General features: G+C 53.6%; 14 protein-coding genes. All 14 read right to left on the bottom strand.

The window, feature by feature from the left end; translation table 11 throughout:
- The gene (locus tag NM686_RS09090) at positions 1 to 927 is read right to left on the bottom strand and encodes a branched-chain amino acid transaminase (protein WP_255187565.1); all 927 of its coding nucleotides are present in this window, start codon (positions 925 to 927) and stop codon (positions 1 to 3) included.
- Positions 928 to 1,045: 118 nt separating this feature from the next.
- A complete protein-coding gene (gene dnaE / locus NM686_RS09085) occupies positions 1,046 to 4,534 on the bottom strand; it encodes a DNA polymerase III subunit alpha (RefSeq protein ID WP_255187564.1) in 3,489 nt (1,162 codons plus the stop codon).
- A 6-nt stretch (positions 4,535 to 4,540) separates the two neighbouring features.
- Complete coding sequence (gene rnhB, locus NM686_RS09080; protein WP_255187563.1) at positions 4,541 to 5,131, bottom strand: ribonuclease HII; 591 nt, start codon at positions 5,129 to 5,131, stop codon at positions 4,541 to 4,543.
- Entirely contained in the window at positions 5,106 to 5,876 is a 771-nt protein-coding gene (gene lpxA, locus NM686_RS09075) for an acyl-ACP--UDP-N-acetylglucosamine O-acyltransferase (protein WP_255187562.1), read from the bottom strand. Before lpxA ends, rnhB begins: the two co-directional genes overlap by 26 nt.
- The gene (gene fabZ / locus NM686_RS09070) at positions 5,877 to 6,320 is read right to left on the bottom strand and encodes a 3-hydroxyacyl-ACP dehydratase FabZ (protein WP_255187561.1); all 444 of its coding nucleotides are present in this window, start codon (positions 6,318 to 6,320) and stop codon (positions 5,877 to 5,879) included. It lies immediately after the preceding gene.
- A 79-nt stretch (positions 6,321 to 6,399) separates the two neighbouring features.
- Entirely contained in the window at positions 6,400 to 6,900 is a 501-nt protein-coding gene (locus NM686_RS09065) for an OmpH family outer membrane protein (protein ID WP_255187560.1), read from the bottom strand.
- An 83-nt stretch (positions 6,901 to 6,983) separates the two neighbouring features.
- Positions 6,984 to 9,278 carry an outer membrane protein assembly factor BamA gene (gene bamA, locus NM686_RS09060; RefSeq protein ID WP_255187559.1) on the bottom strand — a complete coding sequence of 765 codons (2,295 nt, stop codon included), beginning with the start codon at positions 9,276 to 9,278 and terminating at the stop codon, positions 6,984 to 6,986.
- 190 nt (positions 9,279 to 9,468) lie between these two features.
- On the bottom strand, positions 9,469 to 10,764 hold the full coding sequence (locus NM686_RS09055; RefSeq protein WP_255187558.1) for an NAD(P)/FAD-dependent oxidoreductase: 1,296 nt from the start codon (positions 10,762 to 10,764) through the stop codon (positions 9,469 to 9,471).
- A gap of 10 nt (positions 10,765 to 10,774) precedes the next feature.
- On the bottom strand, positions 10,775 to 11,068 hold the full coding sequence (locus tag NM686_RS09050) for a c-type cytochrome (RefSeq protein WP_255187557.1): 294 nt from the start codon (positions 11,066 to 11,068) through the stop codon (positions 10,775 to 10,777).
- A complete protein-coding gene (rlmB, locus tag NM686_RS09045) occupies positions 11,065 to 11,817 on the bottom strand; it encodes a 23S rRNA (guanosine(2251)-2'-O)-methyltransferase RlmB (RefSeq protein ID WP_255187556.1) in 753 nt (250 codons plus the stop codon). Before rlmB ends, NM686_RS09050 begins: the two co-directional genes overlap by 4 nt.
- Positions 11,814 to 14,105 (bottom strand): ribonuclease R, encoded by a 2,292-nt coding sequence (gene rnr, locus NM686_RS09040; RefSeq protein ID WP_255187555.1) that lies wholly within the window; start codon positions 14,103 to 14,105, stop codon positions 11,814 to 11,816. Before rnr ends, rlmB begins: the two co-directional genes overlap by 4 nt.
- Before the next feature lie 65 nt (positions 14,106 to 14,170).
- Entirely contained in the window at positions 14,171 to 15,763 is a 1,593-nt protein-coding gene (locus NM686_RS09035) for a hypothetical protein (protein ID WP_255187554.1), read from the bottom strand.
- Positions 15,764 to 15,911: 148 nt separating this feature from the next.
- Positions 15,912 to 16,358, bottom strand: coding sequence for a hypothetical protein (locus NM686_RS09030; RefSeq protein ID WP_255187553.1), 447 nt, complete (start codon positions 16,356 to 16,358; stop codon positions 15,912 to 15,914).
- A gap of 83 nt (positions 16,359 to 16,441) precedes the next feature.
- A complete protein-coding gene (locus NM686_RS09025) occupies positions 16,442 to 19,375 on the bottom strand; it encodes a DUF748 domain-containing protein (RefSeq protein WP_255187552.1) in 2,934 nt (977 codons plus the stop codon).
- Between the last annotated feature and the right edge of the window lie 9 nt (positions 19,376 to 19,384).

Raw genomic sequence — 19,384 nt, 5'->3', positions numbered from 1 at the left:
TCAGGAAACTGGGGTCAGCCATTCCTTGTGGTCGGCGCGGCGGCCGTGAACGTAATCGAAATACAGGGCTTGCAATTTTTCGGTGACCGGGCCGCGACTACCGGAACCAATGTCGCGGTTGTCGTATTGGCGAATCGGCGTTACTTCGGCGGCGGAACCGGTGAAGAACGCTTCGTCGGCCACGTAGACCTCATCGCGAGTGATGCGTTTTTCGATCACTTCATAGCCTTGTTCGCGGGCGATCGTGATCAAAGTATCACGGGTGATGCCTTCCAGGGCCGAGGTGGTTTCCGGTGTGTATAGTTTACCGTTGCGAACGATGAACAGGTTTTCGCCGCTGCCTTCGGCGCAAAAGCCCTCATGATCCAGCAGCAGAGCTTCGTCATAACCGGTGGATAACGCTTCCTGCAAGGCCAGGATCGAATTAATGTAATTGCCGTTGGCCTTGGCCTTGCACATCGTGCTGTTGACGTGGTTACGGGTATAGGAGGACGTGCGGATGCGGATACCCTTCTCCATGTTTTCCGCGCCCAGATAAGCGCCCCAGGTCCAGGCCGCGATCATCACATGTACTTTCAAATTGTCCGCGCGCAAGCCCATGCCCTCGGAACCAAAAAACACCATGCTGCGGATATAGGCCGTGTCCAGGTTGTTTTTTGCCACGGCGTCGCGATGCGCCTGATTGATCTCGTCCTTGGAATACGGCATTTTCATGTTCATGATATGCGCGGAACGATACAACCGGTCGGTATGCTCGGCCAGTTTGAAAATCGCGGTGCCATTGTCGGTTTTGTACGCCCGCAAGCCTTCGAATACGCCGCAGCCATAATGCAGGGTATGGGTCAGGACGTGAACCTTGGCATCACGCCAGGCAACCCATTGTCCGTCCAACCATATCCAACCGTCTCTGTCATCCATCGTTTTCATCGTTTAAACCTGTGTATCGTGTGAGTGTGTATTTGGGGGAATGCGGCCTGAGCCTTCCTTGGAATTGTACTATAGCCAGGCATTAGACGATAAACGAAAATAAACCAAGACGCGCTGGTTATTTATATCTAACCGATACGGCCTCGGGCGACAGGAATCGTCGTAAGCGAATCAGCAATTCATCGCTGGGATGCACGCGCCAGTCATCCCCCAACTGCACAGTGGCTTTTGCGGTGTTGTTCGTGTATTCGATGGTGATGGGGCATTGGCCGCCGCGAAAAGGCAGGAGTATTTCCCGTAGCTCTTCGGCAAACGGACGCTGCGATGACCATGAACTGGAATTCCACTCCAGTACGATACCGCGGGCGAACATTTCCCGCGCCTCTTCCATACCGTAGAGCTTTTCCGCGGTCATGCGCAAGCTGTTGCTGAAATCGTCCACGCTTAAGGAGCCTTCCGCGATCAGCACCGTATCTTTCGACAGCAGATCGCGATATTTGTCGAAGATGCCGCTGAATGCCGCCACTTCCAGGCGGCCGGTGCGGTCGTCCAAGGTGGCAAACCCCATCATCTTGCCTTGCTTGGTTTGGCGGGTACGCAACTCAACGACCAGACCGGCGACGCGCGCTTCCATCTTGCCTTTTACCCGACTGGCATCAGCCTCCAGACCGCCCAAGGTGCCGTGAGTAATGTGCTTCAATTCCGGCAGATATTCGGCGATGGGGTGTCCGGTCAGAAACAAACCGAGCGTTTGCTTTTCCGCTTCCAGTTTTTCTTTTTCGCTCCAGGGTTCAATCGCGGTCGAGTAGGCTTCCGCGTCGCCGTCAGCCGATTCCTCATCCCCCAAACCGAACAAATCATTCTGCCCGGCCAATGCCATTTTGCCGTGCTGTTCGGCCACTTTCAGCGCGGTCGTCAGTTCGGCCAGATGCGCGGCTCGATTGGGGTCGATAGCATCCAGCGCGCCGGCCTTGACCAGGGCCTCCAATACCCTGCGGTTGACTTTGCGCAAATCGACGCGCTTGCACAAGTCGTACAAGCCGGCAAAAGGTCCGTTCGCATTACGCTCACTCAGCAAGTCCTCGATCGCGTTTTCACCAACGCCCTTGATCGCACCTATACCGTAGACGATCTGACCTTTGTCATTGACGGTAAAACGAAAATCGGACAGATTGATGTCAGGCGGGCAAATCTGCAGTTTCATTTCCCGGCATTCTTCGATCAACACCACGACCTTGTCGGTGTTATCCATGTCCGACGACATCACCGCCGCCATGAATGCGGCCGGGTAATGCGCCTTTAGCCAGGCGGTTTGATAAGCCACCAGCGCGTAGGCGGCCGAGTGCGACTTGTTGAAACCGTAGCCGGCGAACTTTTCCATCAAGTCGAAGATATAGGTCGCGATGCCTTGGTCGATGTTGTTCTTGATCGCCCCCTCGGTGAAGATCTCCCGCTGCTTCGCCATTTCCTCGGGCTTTTTCTTACCCATCGCCCGCCGCAGCATGTCGGCACCACCGAGCGTGTATCCCGCCATGTCGCGGGCGATCTGCATCACCTGTTCCTGGTACAGGATGACGCCATTGGTGGGCTTCAGAATCGGCTCCAAAAGCGGATGGGCATATTCAGCCTTGGCACCGTGTTTGACGTTGATGTAATCATCCACCATGCCCGATTCCAAAGGCCCTGGGCGGAATAGCGCGACCAATGCGATGATGTCGTCGAAGCAGTCGGGTTTGAGCTTTTTGATCAAGGCCTTCATGCCACTGGATTCGAGCTGGAACACCGCCGTGGTTTGGGCGTTTTTCAAGAGCTCGTAACTGGCGGGATCGTCGCGCGGAATCTGACTAATATCGACCGGCGGCTCGCCACGTTGCGCGCGCTGGCAGTTGATGGTCTGCAGCGCCCAATCGATGATGGTCAGGGTTCTGAGTCCCAAAAAGTCGAACTTGACCAGGCCAACCGCCTCGACGTCGTCCTTGTCGAACTGGGTCACCAGGTTGCCGCCGCCCTGTTCGCAATACAGCGGCGAAAAGTCGGTCAGTTTGGTTGGTGAAATCACGACCCCGCCGGCGTGTTTGCCGGCGTTACGGGAAATGCCTTCCAGCGAGCGCGCCATGTTGATCAGCTGCTTGACTTCTTCCTCGGTATCGTACAGAGCTTTCAGGTCTGGGCTTTCCTTCAAAGCCTTGTCCAAGGTCATGCCGATCTCGAACGGAATCAGCTTGGCCAGCCGGTCGACGAAGCCATAGGCGTGCCCCATGACGCGACCGACGTCTCGAATTACGGCCTTGGCCGCCATCGAGCCATAGGTGATGATCTGCGAAACATGATCGCGGCCGTAATGGCGCGCGACGTAGTCGATGACCTCGTCTCGGCGCTCCATACAAAAGTCGATATCGAAGTCCGGCATGGAAATCCGTTCCGGATTCAGGAAGCGTTCGAACAGCAAATCGAATTCGATGGGGTCTAGGTCGGTGATCTTCAGCGCGTAAGCTACCAGCGAGCCGGCACCCGACCCCCGACCTGGACCGACCGGAATGTCGTTGTTCTTCGCCCATTGGATGAAGTCGGCCACGATCATGAAATAACCGGGAAAGCCCATCTGTGTAATGACGTTTAGCTCGATCTCCAGACGCTCGTCGTAAACCTTGCGGTTTTCCTCGAAGCTGCCCTTGCCGACTGGCGGATGCTGCTTCAAGCGTTCTTCCAAGCCTTCGCGCGAGGCCTGCTTGAAATAATCCGCCAGCGTCATGCCTTCCGGAACCGGAAAATCCGGCAAATAGTTTTCACCCAGCGTCAGCTCGACATTGCAGCGTTTGGCGATTTCGACGCTGTTTTCCAGGGCCTCCGGAATATCCGCGAACAGTTCGGCCATTTCCTCCGGGCTGCGTAGATACTGCTGCTCGGTATAATTCTTCGGTCGGCGCGCATCGTCCAACACGCGGCCTTGGTGTATGCACACCCTGACTTCGTGGGCTTCGAAGTCGCTTTTGCCGAGGAAACGCACGTCATTGGTCGCCACGACCGGCAAATCCAGTTCGGTCGCCAACTCCACCGCCAGTTTGATATAGCGTTCCTCGTCAAACTTGCCGACCCGCTGCAGTTCCAGATAAAAACTGTCCTGGAACAGTTCACTCCAGTACAAGGCGCAATTTTTCGCCTGTTCGGGGTTTTCCGCCAGCAAGGCCTGCCCGACATCGCCTTCCATAGCACCCGACAACACGATCAAGCCCTGATGATTTTCAGCTATCCACGCCTTTTGCAACATAGGCACACCTTGATGCTGGCCTTGCTGATAGGCTTGCGATACCAATTCGGTCAGCGTCACATAGCCTTGTTTGTTGCGGGCAAGCAGGGTCAAGCGATACGGCGTTGCGGGCTCGTCATCGTTATAAACCAGCACGTCGGCCCCGGCTATCGGCTTGATGCCGGCACCTTGGGCGGCCTTGTAAAACTTGACCAGCGAGAACAGGTTGCTCTGTTCGGTGACCGCCGCGGCCGGCATGCCGAAATCCGCCAGTTTTTTGACCAGCGGCTTGATGCGGACGATACCGTCGACCAATGAAAATTCGGTGTGTATCCTAAGATGGACGAAAGTCGGATTCATGTGTGATCAAGCCAGCGCTTTTTTGACTGGCGCGAACGATGTCCGGTGTTGCGGCGTGACGCCGAGTCGTTGTAACGCTTCGATATGTAGTCGGGTTGGATAGCCTTTGTGCAGCGCAAACCCATAGCCCGGATAAAGCCGTTCGAGCACCTGCATTTCCTGATCTCGAGACACCTTGGCCAGGATGGAAGCGGCCGAAATTTCCGCAACCAACGCATCGCCCTGCACGACGGCTTCGCCAGCACAAGCGATGGGCGGCAAACGGTTGCCATCGACCTTGATATAGTCAGGTTGAACAGATAATTGGGAAAAGGCGCGCTGCATCGCTAGCATGGTCGCTTGCAAGATATTGATGCGATCGATTTCGCTGGTTTCGGCGCGACCGACCGCCCAGGCCAGCGCGTTGGCCTTGATTTGCTCGGCCAAAGCCTCGCGGCGTTTTTCACTGAGTTTTTTGGAGTCGGTCAAACCGGTGATCGGCTTGTCGGGGTCCAGGATTACCGCGGCGGCGAAGACCGGCCCGACTATGCAGCCGCGGCCGACTTCATCGATTCCGGCAATCCGTAGGGTTTTATCGGAGAATGCCGCGGGTGACATTGCGCAGAAAACTGACCATATTCGACAGCTCGTTGCTTTCGCCGGCCATGCCTTCCATTTCTTCGATCGCGTCTTCGAGACGCAGGTTGTTTTTGTACAAAATCTTATAGGCTTGGCGAATTTGCCGAATCACCTCGGGTGACTTGCCGTTGCGCTCCATGCCTACCGAGTTGATGCCGTGCGGCCTCGTCGGCCGGCCTCCCACCATGACATAGGGCGGAATGTCCTGCGTCACCGCGCTGCCCATCGCCGAAAAACTGTATTCGCCGATCTGGGTAAATTGATGCACCAGCGTAAAACCGCCGAGTATAGCGTGGTCGCCGAGATGCACATGACCGGCGATGGATGCGCCATTGGCCATGATGACATGATTGCCAATCACGCAATCGTGGGCGACGTGCGTGTAAGCCATGAACAGATTGTCATCGCCTATCAACGTGACACCTTGATCCTGCTGAGTCCCCCTATGCATCGTGCAGAATTCGCGAATCACGTTACGATCGCCAATTTGCAGGCGGGTGATTTCGTCGGCGTATTTCTTGTCTTGAGGGTCCTCGCCAATCGAACTGAACTGATAGATGGTGTTGTCCTTACCTATCGTCGTCGGCCCCTTGATGACCACATGGGGCCCGATCTCGGTGCCGGAATCGATTTGCACATCGGGGCCGATCACCGTAAAAGGACCGACCTTGACGTCATCCGCCAATTCGGCGTTGGCATGGACAATTGCGCGCGGATCGATCATTTAAGCCACCGATACCGCACACATGATTTGCGCGCTGGCGGCCAATTCACCGTCCACTTCCGCGCGGCATTCAAACGACCACAGATGGCGTTTATGTTTCAGATACTTGACCTCGAGCTTCAATTGATCGCCTGGCACGACTTGCCTTTTGAATCGCGCATTGTCGATACCGGCCAAATAATAGGTCGTGCCTTTGCGCAGATTTTCGTCACTCTGCGAGGTCAACAAGGCGGTAGCCTGCGCCAAGGCTTCCATGATCAACACGCCCGGCATGATGGGCTGCTGCGGGAAATGGCCTTGAAAGAAAGGTTCGTTGAAAGTGACGTTTTTGATGCCGACCAAGCTTACACCGGGTTCGCACTCGATGACTTTATCAACCAACAAGAAAGGATAACGATGAGGCAGAAGTTCCTGAATTTGTAGTATGTCGAGTTTGCCGGTCATGGGGGCTACGGTTAGCTAAGGGAACGCCGGCAATGAATACAGCGGCGTTCCACTCGGAAAAAGGATGATTGACTACGCTTTATTGAGCCAAGGTTTCCAGCTTTTGCTGAACGCGGGCGGTGACGTCGATTTCGTCGTTGGCGTAGATCACGCCGTCGGTCAGCAACAAATCGAAGGATTCTTCCTTGGCCAAGGCTCTAACGGCTTCGACAATACGTTTTTGCAAGTTGCCCAGCTCTTCGTTTCTGCGCATATTGAAATCTTCGCTGAACTCTTGTTGCGCTCTAGCCGCTTCACGTTTTTTCTCGAGAATGTCTTTTTCCAGGTTGCGGCGTTCGTCTTCGCCCATCACGGCTGAATCACGGGTCAGACGCTCTTCCATGGTTTTGATTTCCTTTTGTTGAGAAACCAAGGCTTTGTCACGAGGAGAAAATTCTGTTTCTAACCGGGATTTGGCTTTTGCTGCTTGCGGCGCCTTTTCCAGTACCTTGGCCACGTTCACAAAACCGATTTTCAGCTCTGCATGCCCCACACCGGCGACCAACATCAGCATTAAAAACAACGAAATTCTATTTTTCATGAGTACAACCATCTCCGGGTTAGCAATATTGAGGGATTAAAAACACAATGTTGAATTATAAGACAAAAACCCGTCAGCCCAAACTAAAATCCTGAACCAAAGGTAAACTGGAAGTTCTGCACGTCATCTTGCTCGCCGTCATTGAACGGTTGAGCGACACTGACGGCAATCGCGCCGAATGGCGACAGCCATTGCCCTGACAAGCCAGCCGAGTAGCGCATGTTATCAAAGTTCAAGCCGTCGCTGACGTTGCCGGCATCGACGAAGGAACCTATCCTGACCGACTTGATATCGCTCAAGAACGGTACCGGAAAGAATAATTCCGCCTTGCCCAAAATCTTGCTGGAACCCCCAAAAGGCCTTGGAGATTGCCCGCTACCGGCCCGTGGCGTGTCTCTAGGGCCCAGCGTATTATCCCTGAACCCGCGCACGGAAGCCGAACCACCGCCGTAGTAATGCTCAAAAAACGGCAAATCGTCAGTACCGCCGTAGCCATCACCATAAGCCACTTCACCCAAAAGCCGGAAGGTAAAGTCGCTCGACAAGGGGAAATAATGCTCTTGCTTATAGGCCACCTTGAAATATTCCAGGTCACTGCCCGGCACGGTCGCCAAAGCCGAAAAACGCTGCTGTCCGCCCCGGGTGGCGAATACGGCTCTATCCAGGGTGTCGTGGGTCCAGCCAACTCCACCCGACAAGGTCATGAAACTATCCCCATTTTCATTGATGAAATCGACGATTTCCTGCGGCGAATAGTCAGTGTCTCGTATGCTGGTGTTTTTCAGATCGACGTCAAAACCCAAGTTATCGAATTCATTCAGCGGGATGCCAAAATTAAACCCGGCATTGGCAACGTCGGTGTTATAGCGCGAAATATTGGCCTGATAACCGTCGCGAGAGGTATACCCCAAATCCCAGCCCATACTGACCCCGTCCAGGGTAAAATAGGGGTCTCGATAACCAAAGTTGTAACGCGTCAACACGCTACTGTTGTTGAAGGCGAAATTGACACGCTTACCAGTACCGAAAATGTTGTCCTGCTGGATATTGGCATTGAAAATGATGCCTTGTACCTGCGAATAACCAATACCGGCCTGCAAGTTACCAGAGGCCTTTTCCTTGATCGAATAGTTCACATCGATCTGGTCCGCCGTACCCACCACGGGCGGCGTTTCCACGCCAACCTCTTCGAAATACCCCAACCTGTCGAGACGCGTCTTGGAGCGTTCGATTTTGCTGCTGGCCGCCCAACTGGACTCCATTTGCCGCATTTCCCGCCGCAGCACCTCGTCGCGGGTTTTGGTGTTGCCCTTGAAGTTGACGCGATGCACATAGACCCGTTTACCCGGATCGACGAAGAAGGTCATTTCAACGGTCTTGGTTTGTTCATTGATCTCAGGCACCATGTTGACGTTGGCAAAGGTATAACCTTCGTCACCCAGGCGATCGGAAATGGCCTTGGAGGTTTCGGTGGCGTTTTTACGCGAGAATATCTCGCCAGGTCCTACTTTGACCAGTTTGACCAATTCTTCCGGATCGACCACCAACTCGCCGGACAGCTTGACTTTGTCCAGCGTATAGACGTCGCCTTCCTTGACGTTGATCGTGATATAGATTTCTTTTTTGTCGGCCGTGATGTCGACCTGAGTCGATTCGATCGAAAAATTGATGTAACCGCGATCAAGATAATACGAGCGCAGCTTTTCCAAGTCGGCCGACAATTTTTGCTTGGAGTATTGATCATCCTTGGAATAAAAGGACAGGAAATTGGTGGTACTGAGTTCGAAATCCTTCTTTAAATCATCGTTGCTGAAAGCCCGACTGCCGACGATATTGATTTGCTTGATCTTGGCCACCCGGCCTTCGGTGATGTCGATACGAATACCGACCCTATTACGGGTCAGTTCGGTCACTTCGGTCTTGATTTTCAAACCATATTTACCATGGCTGAAATATTGCCTGCGCAGCTCCTGTTCGACTTTGTCGAGGATTTGCTTGTTGTAAACCTTGCCTTCCGCCAAGCCGATTTTTTTCAAGGCATCGGCCAAATCTTCTTTTTTTATGTCCTTATTGCCTTCGATGACGATTTTTGCCACCGAAGGGCGCTCGACCACATTGACGATCAGCGTGCCGCCATCGCGCTCCAGCGTGATGTCCTTGAAAAATCCGGTGTTGAACAAAGCCCGTATCGCCGCGCCTTGTTTTTCTTCGGAAAACGTTTCGCCGACCGTAACCGGCAGATAGTTAAAAACCGTACCCGCGGAAATCCGTTGCAATCCCTTGACCTTGATGTCTTCAACGATAAAGCTGCTGGCATAAGCGGCTTTAGCCGTCAGCATGCTCAACAGCAGCAATTGAAAAAGCGGATTTTTCTTCACTCAATCGACCAGAAAAAATAAACGATTTGAATTGTATCATGGGGTTTTCCGATTCAATCCCTTTGAATGATCAAATAATTGGCAAATTTGCATGAAAATTGCTTTTCTTATTTAGTTTCAATCGAAAGCAAAAACAATAAAAAGCAATCAAGAAGAAATCATCATAAGCAATTGAAATAATTGATATTGTCTAACCAAAAGTATCGACAACCAACGATCGGTAAACCGATATGGCATAGCTCGCCTCGCGTTCGGCAAAGTCGGCGGATAGCGGGCTACTCACGCCGCCCGCGCCTTTGACCGCGGCAACAGCCTGCTCCGCATCCAGTTTATAGACCCCGACAATCGAAATACCGTGCTCGGGTGTAATCAGGCTGTAACAGGTATTCATCCAGTTGGGCTCGGTCAAAGGTATCTGATGCAGCAAATTGACCACCGCAATGGCGCAGGCCTTGGCTTCCGAATTCGCGGCGAAAGCCGATTTGGGTATTGGCGCATATTGCGCCGCATCGCCAATGACATGGATGAATTCATCATAGCGAGATTGACTGGCCAGAGGATTGATCGGGCACCAACCGCCGGAGTCCGTCAACCCGCTCTGCCTCGCAATATCGGCGGCGGCTTGGGCCGGGATGATGTTCAACACCTCACCCTGGAAACGATCGCCAAATTCGCTACGCAAGGTATTGCCACGGCTGTCCAGCTCAACGATGGGATTGTCCGCCAACGAATGCCATTCGATCAGGCTATTGGCCGTGCCATATCCGTAGTGCCTAGCCCAACCCGCTTCGAACAGGGCTTGTTTGGAAAAGCTGCGCTTGGCATCGAGAATGATGATTTTCGCGCGCGGCTTGTGTTGCTTCAACCACCAAGCCATCATGCTGGCACGCTCATACGGGCCGGGCGGACAGCGATAAGGGTCGGCCGGTACCGTGATCAAGACCACGCCGCCGTCGGGCATGGCTTGTAATTGCCTGGACAATAGCGCAGTCTGCGGTCCCGCCTGCCAGGCATGCGGAAAGATTTCCGCCGTCGAGGCATCATGGCCTGCGATTTCGTCCCAGCGAAAAGCAATCCCCGGCGACAGAATCAAGCGATCATAAGCGACCTGGCGGCCACTCGCCAGGCGAAGTCGCCGCCGCTCACGCTCTATCCTGTCGACACGATCGACGAGCACATCTATGCCGTAATTAGCCTGCAACCTCCGGTAATCGACGGTCAATCTGTCCAGTTGGGTCAAACCCGCGACTACCCAGTTGGACCCCGGACAGGTAATGTAACGGTCACTGGAGACTATCAGCGTGACTTTGATGGTGCTATCCAGCAAGCGCAGCGTCTTCGCCGACGTGGCACCGCCAAAACCGCCGCCCACCACGACGACATGAGCCGTGAGCGTTTTGTCGAGCCAGCGCTGGCAAGCGCTAGCGGATAAAACACCAGCGGCCACGAGTCGCTTGAGAAACAGCCTGCGCGAACCCAACACCATGACACGCTAGCTATTGCCGGATCAGATGATCGGCAACAGCCCCCAATTCTTCGTCGCTGTAGCCTTTGGCGACACGGGGCATCAGCGTGCCTTGCCGGCGATCGTATTTGAAATCCAGCAAGGCTTGCTGCAATTGCCGGCGGGATAAGCGGTCAAAGCCAGGAACGCCGCCGTCCGTACGCTCCTGCTCTTGCTGGTGACAAATCGCGCAATTCAATGCAATCGCTTGCGCGTCTACAGCGGCAATACAAGGCGCTAGCGACCCTCCCCATAAAACCGGCATAGCGAGGACCCACGACTTCATTGCATCGATTTAACTCGTTTCTGCCGGAAAACTTCATACAGCAACACGCCGGCCGCAACCGACACATTTAAGCTTTCCACCTGCCCCGCCATCGGAATTTTCACCAAAAAATCGCAATGCTGCCTTGTCAGATGCCGCATGCCGCTCCCTTCCGCCCCCATCACCACAGCCAATGGCATGTCCAGGTTCATCCCGTAGACCGTTTGTTCGGCCTCGCCGGCCGCACCCATGATCCAGATGTCTTGTTCCTTCAACCAGCGCAACACCCTGGCCAGATTGGTCACTTGATAAACCGGCACGGTTTCGGCGGCCCCGCTGGCGACCTTGCAAACAGTCGGGGTAATGCCGGCGGCATTATCCTTGGTGACGATGATGCCATGCGCGCCCACCGCATCCGCCGTACGCAAGCAGGCACCCAGATTATGCGGGTCCTGCACTTGGTCCAATACCAGATAGAAAGCCGGTTCCTGCAACGCTTCCACAGCCCGTTTCAGCTGATCTTCGTTATGGATGGCCGGCAATTCCACCGCAACGACGATACCTTGATGGCTTTTGCCATCCGCCATGCGGTCCAGTTTCTTGCGTTCGGTCTTTTCCGGCTGAACCCCCAAGGCCATCAACTCATCCAGCACGGGCTTCAAGCGAGCGTCCTGCCTTTGGCTATCGACCCAGGCGCGGCGAATTTTTTGCGGCGAATATTCCAGTGCCGCTTGCACGGCATGTATCCCAAATAATTGTGTAGCACTCATGAACGCCGGCGTCTCTTGGATGAACTTTTGGCCTTGCTTTCTTTGGCCTTGGCAGGTTTCTTGACGGATTTCTGTTCCGATTTTTTGTTTTTTGCCGACTGTATCAGTTCAAAATCGATCTTTTTGTCGTCCAGATTCACCCGCACGACCTTGACGCGGACTACGTCGCCCAGCCGATAACGTACACCGCTGCGCTCCCCATACAATTGATGCCGCCCCGAGTCATAATTGAAATAATCGTTATGCAACGAGGCGATATGAACCAGGCCTTCGACATAAATCGACTGCAATTCGACGAAGAAACCGAAACCGGTGACCGCGGAAATGACACCGTCGAAATCCTCGCCGATTTTGTCCATCATGTATTCGCACTTCAACCAGGTGACCACATCACGGGTGGCATCGTCGGCGCGGCGCTCGTTGGCGGAACAGTGCTCACCCAACAGCACCATGTCGGCATGGGTGTAATGAAACTCGCCGGGCTTCTTGCCAGCGAGGCAATGCCTGATCGCCCGGTGCACCAGCAAATCAGGATAGCGCCGAATCGGCGAGGTAAAATGCGCATAAGCCTCTAGCGCCAGGCCGAAATGGCCTTTGGTTTCCGGACTATAGACGGCTTGCGACATCGAGCGCAGCAAAATGGTTTGTATCAGGTGCGCGTCCGGACGTTCCTGGACCGACTCCAGCAAATGCATGTAATCCAACGGCGTCGGCTGCGCGCCGCCGCCCAAATACAAGCCCAACTCGCCGAGAAAGGTTTTCAAGGCCAGCAGTTTTTCCGCCCCCGGACCGTCGTGTATGCGCAATAAGCGCGGCATTTTTTTGCGATTCAAGAACTTCGCCGCCGCGGTATTCGCGGTGATCATGAACTCCTCGATCAGTTTATGCGCATCGTTGCGCACCAACGGCACGATTTCGGCGATCTTGCGTTGCGGCCCGAAGATAATGCGGGTTTCCTGGGTGTCGAAATCCATCGCCCCGCGCAGTTCGCGTTGTCCACGCATGACCTTGTACAAATCATGCAAAGTCTGTAAATGTGGCAGCAAATCGGCGTATTTTTCCGCCAGTTTCTGGTCTTTGTCGACCAGCATCTTCGCCACCTGGGTATAGGTCAAACGGGCGTGCGAGCGCATCACCGCTTCGAAAAACCGCGAGCGCAACACGTTGCCGTCCTGATTGATGACGAGTTCGCAGACCATGCATAACCTGTCCACCTGCGGATTCAGAGAACACAAGCCATTCGACAGAATCTCCGGCAACATCGGGATGACTTTTTCCGGAAAGTACACCGAGGTACTGCGACTTCTGGCTTCCTGATCCAATGCGGTATCGACCTGGACGTAATGCGAAACGTCGGCAATCGCCACCAGCAGCTTCCAGCCCTTGGTGGTTTTTTGCGCATAAACCGCATCGTCGAAATCGCGCGCGTCCTCGCCGTCTATGGTCACCAACGGCAAATGACGGATGTCTTCCCTACCCTGCTTGGCTGCTTCGGGCACTTCCGGTGTCAAATTCTTGATTTCGTTCAGCAGAGCATCCGGCCACTGATTCGGCAATTCGTAAGACCGAATCGCCATTTCGATTTCCATGCCGGGCGCCATGTGCATGCCCAGCACTTCAGTCACTCGGCCTAGCGGTTGACAGTGCGCGGTGGGCTGCTGAATGATTTCGGCGACGACGATCTGGCCTTTTTGCGCGCCGCCGGTGTCTTCCTTGGCGATCAACACTTCGTGAATCAGCTTTTTGTTATCCGGAACGACATATGCCACACGCCCCTCGATGAAAAAGCGTCCTACCACCTGGTGGGTGTTGCGCTCGGTAATTTCGATCACCGCGGCTTCGCGGCGACCTTTTCGGTCGATGCCGGACACGCGCGCGACGACCCTGTCATTGTGCATCAAGGGCTTCATCTCTCTCGGCGACAAAAACAAATCGTCGCTGCCGTCGTCCGGCTTCAAGAAACCAAAGCCTTCCGGATGCCCCAACACGCGCCCGGCGATGGTGTTGTGCCCGTCACCCAGGCTGTATTTTTGCCGGCTGTTGAAAACCAATTGCCCGTCACGCTCCATCGCGCGCAGGCGTCTGCGTAATGCTTCCAGCGCGTCCGGCGTTTCCAGGCCGAATTGTTGGGCGATTTGTTGTCGACGTAAAGGTTTGCCGGCTTGTTCGATGAGCCGAAGAATCAACTCACGACTGGGGATGGGATTTTCGTACTTCTCGGCTTCGCGCTGAGCGTAGGGATCTTCTAGAGCTTTAAAATCAGTAACCTGATCAATATTGTCTGTCATTTATTTTCATTGAATAAAACGGTCGCCGAAAACGGCATTTAACTGCCCTGCGGCAGCGGCTGGTGTTAGATAAAATCATAACCTTTTTTGCTATCTTGCTGAGGCGCGGTCTTTTCCATGATGCGACGGCATTCGAACTGCCAATAGCCCAAGCCGATGTTCTTACGTCCATTGAGAATGATGGGAAAATTTTCCTGCGCCATGAACATTCTCAAGACATCGCCATCCTTTAGCATGAAGGATTCCAGGATAATGTAACTTCTTTCCTCCCGTTCACTCTTGACGCCATACAACAAGGCTTTCCTGGGTTCCGCCCCCGCCGGCGCATTCATTTCATGATAGGCCACGGCATAGACTTGCTGGGCAACGATGGTCACTTCGAAAATCAGCTTGTTGTCTTCCTTGGGCAATTGAATCTTGCAGACGACGCCCAAGCATCGTTGGTAAGGTAGCGCATCGGTCTTTCTAAAGCTTACCATGCTCCCGATGGACAACACGCCTTCCTTGTCAAAACCGCAGTAAAGCGCACGGTCGGAGTAGGTTTCGGCCAAAATTTCCAAATCCCTCGTTTCATTCAGCGCGGGATCGAGCAATTCATGGGTCGCATCGAGCCCAATCGTCAAATAACGGCTCAATCTGTCCGTGAAAAAAGCCGTGCCTTGCGGCTCCTGGCCTTGCCAGCGCTGCATCAGATAATCGAACAGCTCGGCCGATAATCTCTGGTCATCACCCTTGCGCATTTCCAGGGAACTGAAGCGCGCCTCATCCTTGCTGCAAAATTTCTCGGCCTGTTTGACCAATTTTTGCAACCGGGTCAAGTTAAGATACATTTTTGCAGACTCGGCGCGCTTGTCGGTCTGCACCGCCGTATCGCCGACAAAACTGGGCGGCAAATCTTCATCAACCAAAATCACGCATTGCACCGCCTGATCGGCCACCGGCTTCTTTTCGATCTCCACCAGATCGCTGATTTTCTCGATAAAGCCATAAACCTGCTGGTACTCTTTCTGCATCAGACCGGAAGGATACGCCAAACTAAGCAGTAAAATCTGCTTGTAACTGTCCGAGATGCTGCTGGATTTGCTGAAAATTCCAGATGAATCAGCCACCCGGACGTTTTCCTTACCGAGTTTGCAGGCCAGGCGGTTCAGCGAGTGCAGATCGAACCAAATCCAGTCCGGCACCGGCAAACTCATCATGTAATGGGTAATGACAATGTTGCTCAACCCCTTGATGCAACGTTGAATGGACAAGGCGGTATTCTTGCCTTGCAGCCAGCCGATTTCTCGGCGCGTCAAACCGCGCGCGACCATCCAATAGCCGATGGTGAATTGTTTTTCGATGACGACGACCAAGGCGAATATTTTTCTTTCCACCTCGCCCTTCGGAAAACCGGATTTGATCAATCTAGAGCGCAGATAATCCTCGATGATCAAGAATTGTTGTCTGAGCAACTCCAGCGCATTCAGGCGATTAGCGTTGCTCATCTCCAGGGAGATCAGGTCATTGACCAAATCCTGAAACAGACGCGTGGCCAGGCCGGGATTGGCCGTAGGCAACTCGGCAACCCATTGCCGTAAATTGGGCTCGACAAAGGTCTTCGCCAACTGTGGGTCGTTTCTCTGTTCAGGAATGACTAGAAAAAAAGAGTTTTTCACACGTTGTCCATGTTTATGGCTTTAGCCATGAAACCGGCAATCTTGTTCCGGTTCAATGGTGATTTTCGTTCAGCGACAACAGATACCTCCATACCAACGAATCTTGTTCTAAACGGTTTCATGTTGTCCTTTCCGGGCCAGGCTCGTCCTATCGCGGCGTTACATTCAATGCCCCGAGCGTGACGCCGATGTCCACTCCGCGTCCCTTTCCGGACAATACCAGCGAGATTTCGCCCGAGGTCAAAACCTGTCCATCGACCGATTTTGTCACGCCGGCGTGTCCTCCCAGCGCCACATAATGGCCATAGATCTCGTTCAGATTTCGTACCTCCGAAAAAACCCCGGTTCCTTCGATTTCCGACTTGCCTATCGTAAAGCCTATGCTTTTCGACGACAGCCCCACCTGGGCGCGCTGCCCGTTACTGCAGCTAATATGCCCGACGCCATCGTACTGCTTATAGACAAAAGACCAGCCACTCATCTTGTAGGTCATGGTGCAGGAGGTCATCGATTGGGCAGCCACGGGCATGGCAGTGAATCCTGTCGAACATGCCGCAATCAGGGTAAATATAATGCGGGAAACTCGGGTTTTCATTTCATCTCCACGTATCCCTGTATTGAAAAAACAGGATTTGATTTTATGAGTACGCAATTATAGTACAAAGGACTCACTACCGGTCAGGATGCCACGTTTAACGACAAGCGGGAACTGATACCCTCTTCGGACGCTTGCTGCTTCAACTCGGTGGCCAGAATATAAATCCGGCCCCTATCCACTTTGCCGTGCTCGACCAGATGTTTTGCGATATGGTTCGCCCGCGTCACGGCCAGTTCGTTCAGGCGCTGCGGATCGGGTTGCATGATCGCCTCGAGCTCTTGCCTGGCAATGCTGTAAAAATCGGCATCCGGCTGATTTTTGATGCGCGGTTTGCCAAATAATGAATGATCGATTTTCTGCGGAAACACCTCGGCATAAAACTTGGCCAGCAATCGCTGATACTCGGCTTCCGATAGCTCGATATATTCCGAGCGGATAATCTCGCCCTTATCACGCAGTTCGCCCGACTTCATTTTTTTCAGAATGTCGGCCAGCGCGTCCGAGCGCATCACCGGCCAATCCTGAGCCTCATACGCCATGCCTTTGATCTCCAACACCAGCTCGGGTTTGGCAAGCAAGGCCTGGGCAATCTGATCCAGTTTCGCGGCTTCTTCCGCACTCAATTCACCATTTCCCTCGGCGAAAACAATGGTGCTCAAATCATCGTCGCTGTCGAACAGCGAGGCTATCGCCTTGAACGGAGAACTCACGGCTTTGGTGACGACATTCACCAAGACGTCGGCCACCAGCGAGCCAACGCTGAACTTCGGGTCTTCCAGACTGCCGGTAATCGGAAAATCCAGATTGATTTTACCATCGGAGTCTTTCAGCAAAGCCACCCCCAATTCCAAGGGTAAGGATACCGCCTTGGGATTTTCGACCTTTTCGCCAAGCACCAGTTGGTCGATAAAAATCTTGTTTTGCGCACTCAGTTCCGCGCCCTTGATGGTGTAGTTCAAATCGAGCGCCATCTGGCCTTTTTCGATTCGGTAACCCGCGAACTCAGCCATGTAGGGTGTGACCAACGGTAGCGGCAGGTGCTTGAAACTCAGCGCAATATCGGAATCGCCACTTTTAAGATGATAGCTACCACCAATCTTGACCGTCGCCAAATCATGCACCCTGCCTTGCAATTTCAATTTGGCGGCGCTGTCGGTATTGGAGGCAAACCCACTCACTTCGCCAGTCAAGTCATTCATTTTGACGACGAAAGGCAAAATCAACGAATAATCGGCAAAATCGGACTGCCCTTGTTTGAATTCAATTTTTCCTATCGTGACGACCGGCTCAGAGTCGGCCTGGACTTTAGCGCTGCCGGCGTGGGTGGATGACTTTGTTTTTGGCTTGTCAGCGTTTTTGACGACCATGATATCCGAAACGTTGTTGCTCCCATCTTGCTTGATGGTGAAACGCACATAGGGCCGATCAAAGATCACTTTAGCCAGTTTGAAGTCCTGCCTGGTCGCATCCAGCACCATCTGCTTCAATTCCAGATTGTGCCATTTGACAAAGTCCTGATTCTTGACCTTGTCTCTTGTGATCAGACTGTCGATATTGGCATCGCCCTGATAATTGACCTGCAGTTCATCGCCCGCCACGAGTTGCAAATGCCCCTGGGTATTCAGGTCGCCGTCGGTCAATTCCAGTTTCACATACGGATCGAGGTAAGTCTGAAAGGTTTTCAGCTTGATTTGCTGCAGTTCCACGGCCCAATTCGCGGAAAAGGGTGACAGTCCGACATCGCCATCGAGCTTGATGCGTCCCGACTGATTGAATCGGGTGGAAAATTGCAAGGGCAATTTCACATCATCGGCATTGTGATAATCCCGCACACTCAAGCCGAGTTCATCGAACAACATTTCCACCGGTTTGGTTTGACTGTGATCGATGAACGCGAGCTGATAATTCGCCAGCTTCAATTCGTTTACCGAAATTCGCCAAGGCTTTGCGGTAGTTGCTGCCGTTTCCTCGGACGACGCGGTCTCCGGCGAAGCGGCGAACAGCGCCTGATAATTGACCTGCCCATCCGCTTGCAACCAAGCCTTCAGCCTGGCATCCTGACTAGACAGCGTGGCGATGTGCACCTGCTGACTTTGCAAATCAAAGCGTATGCCAGTGGCCGCCAGAACAGGCAAATGGATCAATTCGTCGGCCTTGTCTGTTTCGTTTAGGCTCAACGCCTTTACCTCGATTCCGCCATTATCGATCAAGACTTGCGTTGCGGAAGCATTGCCGGGGGCAACGCTGTAATCGGCTTGCAGCGAAATTTTGCCATCGACGATTTCCAGCGGCATGCTGTCGCGTAGAAACATTTGCCAGACCTTGGGCAAGGCAAGGTCGTCCAGTTTGACGTGACCTTGCGCAGCGAGCGTTGTCGGATTGAGTTCTCCCTGCAAATCCAGACCGCCACCGGAAGCGAGTTTCAGATTCAAGTCGAATTGTGCCTTGGCCTCGGGCCGGGTCGTAAATTCCGACAGCGTGATATTCACCGGCCCCAGGGTTTCCGTCAATGACTGCCCGGTAGCTGCATCACGCCAAACTATTTGCCCCTCTTCGAGGCTGATTTTTCGGATCGAAATTGGCGGCACGCCACCTTCGCTCTCTGCCTGCCCCTGTTCGCTGGCCGAGGATATTTTTTCGATGAGTTCATCGAAATTCAAGCGACCGTCGGCCTTGCGCTCGATGGCGACGTTGGGTTTACGCAACGAAACCGAAGCGATGACCACTGAACGCTGTTTCAACGACTCGAGCATATCGATATCGGCCGCCAATGTATCGAAAGCGACCAATGGCTTGCCGTCCGCCAGCGCCAGCTCGAAACCCGTCAGATCAGCACTCAAATCAAAAGGATCGAAGCGCACCCCCTGCAACTGCACGGACTGCCCGGTGATTTCCCCGAGCATTTCCGGTAGTTTGTCCTGCGCCAGCCTGGGAATCAGCCAAAAACCTGCCGCCGCGTACAAACCCGGCAGCATTAGCAAAGCGGCTAATAAAATCAGGATTTTTTTCAGCATCCGCGCTCG

It is taken from the genome of Methylomonas rapida (genome assembly GCF_024360925.2).
In the GTDB taxonomy this organism is placed as follows: domain Bacteria; phylum Pseudomonadota; class Gammaproteobacteria; order Methylococcales; family Methylomonadaceae; genus Methylomonas; species Methylomonas rapida.
Note: the sequence above shows the minus strand (reverse complement) of the source record. Positions and strands in the feature narration are given on the sequence as shown.

Coding starts and splice junctions, on each gene's coding strand:
- NM686_RS09030 (WP_255187553.1), bottom strand. CDS start 16,358: ATGAAAACCCGAGTTTCCCGCATTATATTTACCCTGATTGCGGCATGT.
- rlmB (WP_255187556.1), bottom strand. CDS start 11,817: ATGAGTGCTACACAATTATTTGGGATACATGCCGTGCAAGCGGCACTG.
- NM686_RS09065 (WP_255187560.1), bottom strand. CDS start 6,900: ATGAAAAATAGAATTTCGTTGTTTTTAATGCTGATGTTGGTCGCCGGT.
- NM686_RS09050 (WP_255187557.1), bottom strand. CDS start 11,068: ATGAAGTCGTGGGTCCTCGCTATGCCGGTTTTATGGGGAGGGTCGCTA.
- rnhB (WP_255187563.1), bottom strand. CDS start 5,131: ATGTCACCCGCGGCATTCTCCGATAAAACCCTACGGATTGCCGGAATC.
- NM686_RS09025 (WP_255187552.1), bottom strand. CDS start 19,375: ATGCTGAAAAAAATCCTGATTTTATTAGCCGCTTTGCTAATGCTGCCG.
- dnaE (WP_255187564.1), bottom strand. CDS start 4,534: ATGAATCCGACTTTCGTCCATCTTAGGATACACACCGAATTTTCATTG.
- NM686_RS09055 (WP_255187558.1), bottom strand. CDS start 10,764: ATGGTGTTGGGTTCGCGCAGGCTGTTTCTCAAGCGACTCGTGGCCGCT.
- rnr (WP_255187555.1), bottom strand. CDS start 14,105: ATGACAGACAATATTGATCAGGTTACTGATTTTAAAGCTCTAGAAGAT.
- lpxA (WP_255187562.1), bottom strand. CDS start 5,876: ATGATCGATCCGCGCGCAATTGTCCATGCCAACGCCGAATTGGCGGAT.
- NM686_RS09090 (WP_255187565.1), bottom strand. CDS start 927: ATGAAAACGATGGATGACAGAGACGGTTGGATATGGTTGGACGGACAA.
- fabZ (WP_255187561.1), bottom strand. CDS start 6,320: ATGACCGGCAAACTCGACATACTACAAATTCAGGAACTTCTGCCTCAT.